General features: G+C 42.2%; 5 protein-coding genes. 3 read left to right on the top strand and 2 right to left on the bottom strand.

What is annotated here, in order from left to right:
- The first annotated feature begins 312 nt into the window (after window positions 1-312).
- Together Q4567_RS17400 and Q4567_RS17395 are read left to right on the top strand one after the other, a co-directional pair.
- On the top strand, window positions 313-3348 hold the full coding sequence (locus Q4567_RS17400) for a TonB-dependent receptor (protein WP_216049741.1): 3036 nt from the start codon (window positions 313-315) through the stop codon (window positions 3346-3348).
- A gap of 95 nt (window positions 3349-3443) precedes the next feature.
- Complete coding sequence (locus tag Q4567_RS17395; protein ID WP_303501246.1) at window positions 3444-7226, top strand: VCBS domain-containing protein; 3783 nt, start codon at window positions 3444-3446, stop codon at window positions 7224-7226.
- 371 nt (window positions 7227-7597) lie between these two features.
- On the opposite strand, the gene Q4567_RS17390 is transcribed toward Q4567_RS17395, so the two are convergent.
- Window positions 7598-8323 (bottom strand): YebC/PmpR family DNA-binding transcriptional regulator, encoded by a 726-nt coding sequence (locus Q4567_RS17390; RefSeq protein ID WP_216049739.1) that lies wholly within the window; start codon window positions 8321-8323, stop codon window positions 7598-7600.
- A 66-nt stretch (window positions 8324-8389) separates the two neighbouring features.
- Window positions 8390-9496 carry a cell division protein ZapE gene (gene zapE, locus Q4567_RS17385; protein WP_303501244.1) on the bottom strand — a complete coding sequence of 369 codons (1107 nt, stop codon included), beginning with the start codon at window positions 9494-9496 and terminating at the stop codon, window positions 8390-8392.
- 110 nt (window positions 9497-9606) lie between these two features.
- Between zapE and Q4567_RS17380 the strand changes: the two genes are divergently transcribed.
- The gene (locus Q4567_RS17380; protein ID WP_216049737.1) at window positions 9607-10041 is read left to right on the top strand and encodes a DUF1043 family protein; all 435 of its coding nucleotides are present in this window, start codon (window positions 9607-9609) and stop codon (window positions 10039-10041) included.
- Window positions 10042-10299: the final 258 nt, after the last annotated feature.

The raw sequence follows: 10299 nt of genomic DNA, 5'->3' as shown, positions 1-10299 counted from the left end.
TAACTAACCATCCATGGTTGTTGAGTAACTGTAAGCCTAGAACATCTAGAAAAAATTACCAAATAATCATGGATGTCCATTTTATATTGCCAAATAATCATGGATGTCCATTTTATATTCTTTATAACATCTCCGATAAATTGGTAATTGAATTGGTAATACAATCACTTGCGCGTTTGGTAATATAATTGTTAACAATTGGTTGATATATTGGTTTTCATTGAGTATATTGCTTTGTAACAATAAGGCAACATCATTATAACAAGCGATCCGCAACCATATGACCTCACAAAAACCATCGGAGAACTCGATATGTCGTTGATATCAGGGCACAACACAAAATTAATTTATCAAAAAGAGCTTTTTACACTTACACCTATTGCAAAATGGGTAAAAGCTGCAGTTTTTGCTTCTGTAGCTGGCTCATTTGCGTTTTCAGCAACAGCACAAAATGCACCTACTGAAAATGAAAACAATGCAGACGACGTCGAAGTTATTAATGTCGTTGGTACTCGAAAAACAATTCAAGACCAAATCGCCATCAAACGTGAGGCAACGACTGTTGTTGACGGTTTATCTGCTGAAGACATAGGTGACTTACCTGCACTTTCAATTGGTGAGGCATTGGAATCAATTACCGGTGCTGCATCTCACCGTGAAAACGGCGGAGCGACTGAAATCACGATTCGCGGATTAGGCCCCTTCTTAAGTGCGACCCATATTAATGGTCGTGAAGCGACAAACGGTAGTGGTGACCGTTCAGTTAACTTCTCTCAGTTCCCGTCAGAATTAATGAAGAAAGTAGCGATATATAAAACCCAAGACGCCTCTATGATTGAAGGTGGTGTTGCTGGTGTCATTACATTAGAAACTCTGAAACCGCTAGATTACGGAAAACAAAGTTTTCAGGCAGAAGCTAAACTTAACTACAACCCTGACGAAGCAGACATCGAAAATTCTCTACAAGGCGACTTAGGCTACCGTGGGACTATAAGTTATGTTGACCAGTTTGATTTTGATAACGGTGCAGCCGTAGGTATATCGGTGGGTTGGCAACGTCAAGATATCAGTCAGCCAGAAGCTGAATACCGTAGTTCCAGTCCTTCAGGTACCTCTTTGTGGGCTTGTTTAAATGATCCAACTAACATGAATGAAGGGTTTTTCCGTGGCGCAGCTGGTGATTGTGAAGACCAAGTTAGCGGCAGCAGTAACCAAGGTTACAACACAGAAATTGATCCAGAAACTGGCCGAGCAATCGATGCCGATACGCCTTATGCTTGGACTGGGTCCAGCCGTAGCTTCCGTCAAAATGAAACCTCAGATGAAAGAGATGCGTTATTTTTTGCAGTACAATTTCAACCAACAGAAGCGTGGGACATCAACTTTGACGCGCAAATTTCAGATCGTAACCAAGCCGAAGCGCGTCACGATCTAATCTTCCTACAAAAACGTGTTACCCCTGGAGTAACTGGTGAAAACCTAATTACTAACAGTGTAGGTAGTATTTTACATTGGGAAGGTGAAGATCGTATTGAATCTGCTGGTGAGCAATTCTCTCGTGAAGAAAACTATCGTGGCTACGGTTTAAACGTTGAACATTATGTGAATGATCAATTAACCATTCGTGGCGATATTTCTTACTCGCAAACAAAACGTGAAGAATTACAAATATCTAACCGAGGTAGAACCGCTGCATACCAGTCTTTTTCTTGGGACATGGGTGAGCAAATTCCTAACTTTACTCTCTCCGATTTTGACGTGACCGATATTTCAAACTTTACTGACAGTCTACGTACTCGTCTTGACCGTGAAAACGTGCGCGAAAATGAAATCACCTCTGCCCGTGTTGATTTCGATTATGCATTAAATGATGGTGCCTTCACTAGCATACAAGGTGGTTTGCGTGTTTCTGAACTGTCTTTTATCCAATACGGTGGTAGCAATGGAAACGGTTCAAGAACTGAGGTTGAATTAGATGAAACCGCTGCTAACGCAATCGACGTCCTCGAAAGCTGCCAAATTAACTTTCCAGAGTCCGGCTTCTTATCGGGAGTTTCTGACGGTGATATTGTTACTAATGTAGATAGTGACGGTAATGTTATTAGCAGTGGCACGGGCAATTCATGGGCAACATATGACAACGTATGTTTCTCACAAGCACTCACCTCCGCTGGCGGTGTAGAATTTGGATACCCTGATGTAGAGTACGAAAATCAGGGCACTATCGATGTAACTGAAAAAACCACTGCGGCCTACATGATGGCTAACTACGACACTGAAATGATGGGTAAATTCATTCGTGGTAACTTCGGTGTGCGTGTAGTCAAAACAGAAGTCAGTTCCGTTGGTTTTAGACAAGGTTACGTCTTCACACAAGACCCATTAACAGACTTATGGAGCTCTTCAGAAGCGGGAGATATTACCCGTACTGTGGCAGAAAGTGATTACACCGAAGTATTACCTAGCTTCAACTTAGTGATTGATTACAGTGAAGACATTCTATTCAGAGCCGGCGTATATCGTGGTATGTCTCGCGTAGACCCAGCAGATCTGAGTTATGATCGCACGATTGAAACCGATGATGAAGCTGAAGCAGCAACACGAGAAGAATTGCTAACGGGCGTGGATGGCTCTGGTAACCCAAGCACTAAACCTCTAATGTCATGGAACTATGATGTGGCGGTAGAGTGGTATCCTAACGACGATTCAATTTTCGCGTTTGGTTTCTATTACAAACAATTTAACGGTGGTTTCCAACAACAAACCGTATTAGAAAACTTCGTAATTGACGGTGTAGAAGTTGGATTACCGATCACTAACTCTGTCACAACAGATGAAAGTAGTGACCTGTTTGGTATAGAGATGTCGTTAGCTTACCGTTGGGATAACGGCTTTGGTGTGAAGATTGGCTATAACTACGCAGACTCAGATTATGAGTTTGAAGATGGTCTATATGGAGACACCTTCGTCACAGATCTAGATGGAGTAACGACTCAGCTTACAGAAGGTATCGTTGAGCCAGGAAACGTACCTGGATTCTCTGAGCATGTATTCAGTGGTCAAGTGTATTACCAAATCGGAGACTTCGATACCGCGCTAATCTACAAGTATCGTAGCGAGTACTTTCAGCCGTACACAAGTAACGGCACTAGACTTCGTTTCGTTGATGAAGCTGGAGTTTGGGAAGCCCGCGCGTCATACAAAATCAATAAACATTTCCGTGTAAAAGTTTCTGCAATTAACTTGTTCAGTGAACCTAAGTCTCAGGACTTCTTCACGATAGGCAACACAGGTGAAGTGAACGACTACGGTCCGCGCTTATTCGCAGGTATTAGCTTTAAATATTAATCACGCACAATGCATAGTTAGGACATACCTAACAATTAATCAATTTTGTTACCTAACTATGCAATATAAAAGAATAATTTTCAGGAGTAGAAAGCATGTTTAAGAAAAAACTTATACCCCTTGTTGTCGCCACAGCCTTGGTTGGTTGTACCGGTGATGATAAGGCTGAGTTGGATGGCAATACTCGCGGAAGTGTCGCAATCTCCGGTAGTGATTTTTTTGCCGGTGCCACACTATCAGCAACGGTGACTGATGCAGATGGAATTGATGGCGAGATCACTTATGCCTGGTCTACAGGCGTAACTGGCGATACTTATACTATTACCGAAGCAGACGAAGGTACGGTTGTCTCTGTGTCTGCTAATTATACCGATAACGCAGGTTTCACTGAAGGCGTGGGTGCATCCACTCCGATGATAAACCCGACTTTAAATGTCACTGCTAACGTAGTGAAGGGCCCTGTAAGTGGCGCAAGCTGCGACATATTTGCAATAGATGATGATGGTGCGGCAGTCTCCCCTGCACAAGCCACCGCAACGACAGCAGATACAGGTGAAGTAACCTTTAGCGACGTTCATTTTGAAGGCTACGGTCTTGTTTCCTGTACTGGTGGTACTTATACCGACGAATCAACAGGTGAAATTTTAGATGCACCAATGCTAAGAGCTGTGGTGGATGTTGTTGAAAATATAATTGATGAGAATGGCGTGGTACAGCCACCACCTACCTATGTTGTCTCTCCTTTGACTGAAATGGCGGTGCAATCAGCAGGCGCTGATTTAAATAGTTTTGCTACTGTGATTGATGCGATTAATGCCCGTTTTGGCATTCGTTTTGATGTAACAGAAGTTGCGCCTACAACGGTGGGGGTCGATGCCCTTGGTGCAGATGGAGCAGATAATGCCGACAGATATGGTTCAGTATTAGCCCTTTTGTCACAGTTAGATGCTGACGATGCCGATAAAGATTTGGCTGCGATTTTAGCTGACCTTGTTGCTGACATCGCTGACGGTACCTATTCCGAAGCTACCTTAGATGCATTTGAAATGGCGCAAACCAACCTGCAAACTACCTCCGAAGTTGCGAGTGATGTTGACGTAAGTCTACTAGACGCAATCGGTGCAGCAGTTGGTTACAATAACGATCCTGTTGTAGCAATCATCGGTGGTGTATTGAGTGCTACTGTACAAAATACTGAAACTGACACTTATACAGCTTCGGCAACAGTCACAGATCCCAATTTTGAAGAAGACGCTTTCATTGCGCAAACAGACGTCGTACTTGATTATGGAACTTTCAGTATTACCGAAGATGGTGAATGGTCTTATACAGTTGATACCACAAATGACATAGTGGCTAGCCTTGAAGTAGGCAGCTCAGTCAACGATATCATCACTATATCAACCATTGATGGTACCACTGCCGATATCGACGTTCGTATTGCAGCGCTTACTCAAGTGGTTAAAATTTCCGATACCGGTGATGACACAGGTGAGATTAGATTTGCCGTGAATAATTTACGTCAAGGTAAGCTTAGCGCTTCGTTCTCTAAAGAAGCGGCACTTGGTAGCGATGGCAATAATAAAGATGCGTATATCTCACTTTATGGCTCATCTGGAAGTTCTAGTGAGTCGCTCATTGATTTACGTATTCAAGGAAGCCAAACTGACGCTGACGGCAATCCTATCGACCCACGCTTCTTAGTGCGTAACACCGATAGTGACGATTACCCCGGCATCATGATTACTGCCCCATTTGTGGAAGAGCAGTTTTATAATGTTGAAATTGCTTGGGATTTGGACGCTACTGAACAATTAACAGTCACTATCGACGGTGAAGTTATCGGTGGTGGTTCTTTCTCAACAGCGGCCGTTGTTGATTCAGATTTCACAGATTTAGACCAATGGTTTGCAGATGGTGTGCAAGTTATCCAATTCAGATTTGGTGATAACAGCAGAACGATTCCTTTTGGTTCTTTCTATGTTGATAACATTGAAGTGTATTCCGACACAGATGGCACTGTAAGTGTATTTGAAGATGATTTTGAAAATTATGATGAAGGCGATACATTAAATGGTGACAGCAGCCTTTATGGTTTAGCTATCTACTCTGAAGTTGTAGTATTTGATGTAGGCGATGGCTCTGCAGAGCCTACTCCTGCAGCTTTCTTCGATTTGACAGCTACTGTTGCAAGCGATACCACTGTGCCCTTAACAGGTACTGTGAGCGTGATTGATCCAGACGCAGGTGAAGCCTTTATCATTGAATCCACGATTACAGGCACTTACGGCGTGCTGACAATACTAGAAGATGGTTCATGGACTTATACCCTTGATACTGCCGATCCAACAATCGCAGCCCTTGAAGTAGGCCAACGTGAAACCGATACCATTACCATTGAATCTGTCGATGGCACTACCGCGGAACTAGTCATCACTATAAACGGTACCATAGTGGTCGACACCGGCTCAGACAAGGCTGTTAGAATCACCGACTCTTCAACTGAAGATGCGGGCGAACTACGATATAAGCCTGATGAAGCTATTTTGAAAGGTAGAATGACCGCAACGATACAAAGAGAAGCGGGCGCTAAGGCTGAAGACCCATCTGAAGATGCACAAATAGCGATATTTGGCTCTAGTACCAGTACTAGTAACGCAATGGCATATATCTCACTAGATATTAGTGGTGATGATTACGACCTACGCGCTGATGGTTCTTCTAGTGGTGGCGGTTCTACTGCTGGTTTCCAAGAAGGTCAAGATATTGATTTCGAAATCTCTTGGGATGCAACATCGGCAAGTGACACTGTTGCGCCACTGGTTACTGTTACCATTGACGGTCAAGTCGCCTTTGAAGGTGAGTTCTCTTCACCCAGCGCAGATCTAGGTAGCGTGCAAGGCGGAGTTGAAACTATCTTCTTTAGAATCGGCGGCACCAGTGATGTAACCGCTTTTGGTTTGCTTGTTGATGACTTTACGGTTTACTCATCAGACTCAGGTTCAGAAGTTGAAGTATTTACTGACGATTTTGAAAGCTATACAGTTGGTAACTCGTTAGATCCTAATGCAGATACCGCAGACACTGCACCAATCGCAGGTGCAATCGTTGAAGCCAGTACACCATACGATAGCAACTCATTTGAAGCTTTTGTGGTGGAAACGGGTAGTACAGAGGAAAATAGTCAGTTTGCAATTATTACTGACTCCTCGTCTGAAGATGCAGGTGAGTTAAGATTTAAGCCTGATGATGCCATTGTAAAAGGCAGATTCACCGCGACGGTACAAAGAGAAGCCGGCGCAAAGGCTGAAGACCCTTCTGAAGATGCACAAATAGCGATATTTGGCTCTAGTACCAGTACCAGTAATGCTATGGCATATATCTCGTTAGATATTAGTGGTGATGATTACGACCTACGCGCTGATGGTTCTTCTAGTGGTGGCGGTTCTACTGCTGGTTTCCAAGAAGGTCAAGATATTGATTTCGAAATCTCATGGGATGCTTCAGCTGCAAACGATACAGTTGCCCCATTGGTTACCGTAACCATTGACGGTCAAGTCGCCTTTGAAGGTGAGTTCTCTTCACCCAGCGCAGATCTAGGTAGCGTGCAAGGCGGGGTTGAAACTATCTTCTTTAGAATCGGCGGCACCAGTGATGTAACCGCTTTTGGTTTGATGGTTGATGATTTCAAAGTGTATTCATCAGACTCAGGTTCGGAAGTTGAAGTGTTTAGCGATAGTTTTGAAACCTATACAGTAGGTAATTCATTGGATCCTAATGCAGATACTGCTGACACTGCACCAATCGCAGGTGCAATCGTTGAAGCTAATACACCCTATGATAGCAACTCATTTGAAGTGGTAGTGGGAGAAAGATAAGTTATAAGGGTGGATAACCTCCACCCAAACTTTAATCATTTAAGAGACCGACGGCCCAACCGTCGGTCTTTTTTATTTGTGTAGCGAGTCAATCTCCCTTCTTACGGATACCAACCCATGGCACGGGGTTATTCATGGTCAGTTATTCATAGCTGTTAGGGGATTTCGCCCTAGGGCGTCAAAGCATCTTGGCGGGTTGTCTAGCACACTAAAAATTTATTCGATTTAACGGCTACATTGGAGTGAATAAGTGAAGAAAAATGTTAGATTGCAAACAAAAATGCCCTCATATTTCGAGGGCACTTTTAATCGTAAAATTTCAGTGTAATGGCCTTATCTAATTCCCTTACACACCTTATTTACTATGAACATCATTCACGTTCAACAACCGCATTGTGATAAACATGTTGAACATCGTCGCAGTCTTCTAGCATATCCATAAATTTATCAAACACAGCAACATCCTCACCACTGACGGTTGATTCTGTTTGTGGGATAAAGGTAATTTCTTCAGCCTCGAATTGAATTTCAGGATTGTCTTCGGTCAATGCTGTGCGAGTACTGTTGAATTCAGTATGGGGAGCGTAAACAGTAATAATACCATCTTCACACTCAACTTCTGTTACATCCACATCTGCTTCCATTAACACTTCTAAAACGGCATCTTCATCGTCGCCTGGAAACGCAAACACAGCTTGATGATCAAACATGTGGCCGACTGTTCCTTCAACTCCCAATTTTGAACCTGTTTTTGTAAAACAATTACGTACATCGGTGATCGTGCGATTATGATTATCGGTTAGACAATCAACTATCACCATGCAGCCACCAGGACCAAAACCTTCATATCTTGCAGGCACGTAATCTTCACCTGCACCACCGGCGGCTTTATCAATTGCTTTATCAATTACATGACTAGGAACTTGGTCTTTTTTAGCTTTATCAATTAATCTACGTAGCGATAAATTGGCCTGTGGATCGGTCCCACCGTTTTTAGCTACCACATAAATTTCTTTACCGTATTTAGAATAAACTTTAGTTTTTGCTCCGGCTGTTTTCGCCATAGCGACTTTACGAACTTCGAACTTTCTTCCCATTGTAATTCAGCTCTTCTTGTATCGATTTAATTTCTATTTAAACGAATTCTACCTAAAATCGAGGGTCTAGGGCAAATGTTGTGTCGCTAAATAGTCATGAGACTGCATTTCTTTAAGCCGACTTAAACAGCGTTTAAACTCAAAATTTAATTGTCCCTGACCGTATAATTGCTCCATTGGAACAGCTGCAGAAATAATTAACTTAACATTTCGTTCGTAAAATTCATCAACCATTGCAATGAATCGTCGCGCAACGTCATCAATTTCCTTGCCCATTTGTTCAACATTAGCCAACAGCACTGTGTGGTAACATTGACTTAATTCCATGTAATCATTTTGGCTACGGGGACCGTCACATAGGGCGCGAAATTCAAACATCACTATTCCATCCGCGTCTTTAATCGAAGGGATTTTGCGTCCTTCAATTTCAATATCCCGTTTAATACCCCCTATTTCAGGTGCTAGTTGTGCGAAGTACTTATCTAAGTTTTGATTAGCAGCTTTATCTAATGGATAGTGAAATATCTCGGCCTGTTCCAAGGTACGCATTCGATAATCCACACCGGAGTCTACATTCACTATTCGACAATTTTGGTTTATCAATTCAATCGCAGGTAAGAATCTAGCCCGTTGTAAGCCATTACGATAAAGCTCATCAGGAATGATATTGGAAGTGGCCACTAAACAAATTCCGCGAGCAAAGAGTTCTTGCATCAAAGTACCTAAAATCATCGCATCAGTGATATCTGACACAAAAAATTCATCAAAACAGATGACTTTGGTTTCTTTTGCAAAAATATTCGCAACAATCTTTAACGGGTCGCTTTCTCCACCAAGGGATTTTAGTTCTTCGTGTACACGATGCATAAATCGATGAAAGTGAATACGCATTTTATTTTTGAACGGTAAACACTCGTAAAACGTGTCCACTAAGTATGTTTTGCCGCGCCCTACACCACCCCAGAAATATAGCCCTTGGATACTCGGCTTATGCATCCCTTTACCAAATTTACTGGCAAGCTTTACTCTCCAAGTGCGTTTCTTTTGGGGCTGTGTTAGCTCATCAAATAGTCGTTGTAATTCTTTTACCGCGTTCTCTTGAGCGGCATCGAAATGAAATTCAGGCTCTTTAAGGTCCTGTTGGTATTTTTCCCAAGGCGTTTTCATATACATCCGCTAATATTAAAAATTGTTACTAAATCATCTTGAACAAAAAAAAATTGTCCGCATAGTTTGCTAAGCGAGTATGATTAAGTAAAGCATTTATACAATTTGGAGACATTATGGACTGGATAGTAGGGTTATTGCTATTGGTTGTAGGCATGATTTTAGGATTTTTTATCTCAAAATTCTTTGCTGATCGAAAATTAGCGGATCAAAATTCGAAACAAAACGAAAATACAGTTAGGGAAGTGATGGCGCAAAACGCCACTGATCACATTGGTCAAACTCGCGATATCGTAACGGCTTTACAAAATCAGTGTGAGAGTTTATCAGAACAACTTGATGCATTTGAAAGTGCGATTGAGAGAACACAGGCAGATGATGGTGAAAAGTTAACTTACTTTGGTGAACAGGCATCGGTATATATCGGTCATCAACAATCTAAGCATAAACGCAAATCTGAAAATACTGAATTTCAACCCAAAGACTTTTCAGGTGAAAGGACTGGACTGTTTACTGACGCAAAAAATAAGCAAGTCGTCGACGAGAAGTAATTAAATCTGAACTTTGCGCACCATTGTACGGTCATTTGATTCAAGAACCTGAACTAGGGATAAGCAGGGTAACTCGATAATGGTATTTTGTGTCTAGCGTCGTTGTGTCTTCCAGTAATAGTTCACTATTAACTAAGAAAACTGACTTCGCTTTATACATCAAATTCATCATCGAGCGCATATCCACTTTTCGAGTTATTAAGCAATAGCGCAGATTGTTAAGCACAATGTGTGATTGATAAACGCTTCTTATCCCGA

The sequence above is a fragment of the Aliiglaciecola sp. 2_MG-2023 genome (genome assembly GCF_030548145.1).
In the GTDB taxonomy this organism is placed as follows: Bacteria; Pseudomonadota; Gammaproteobacteria; order Enterobacterales; family Alteromonadaceae; genus Aliiglaciecola; species Aliiglaciecola lipolytica_A.
The sequence above is the reverse complement of the archived record's forward strand: the minus strand, read 5'-3'. Positions and strand labels throughout refer to the sequence as shown.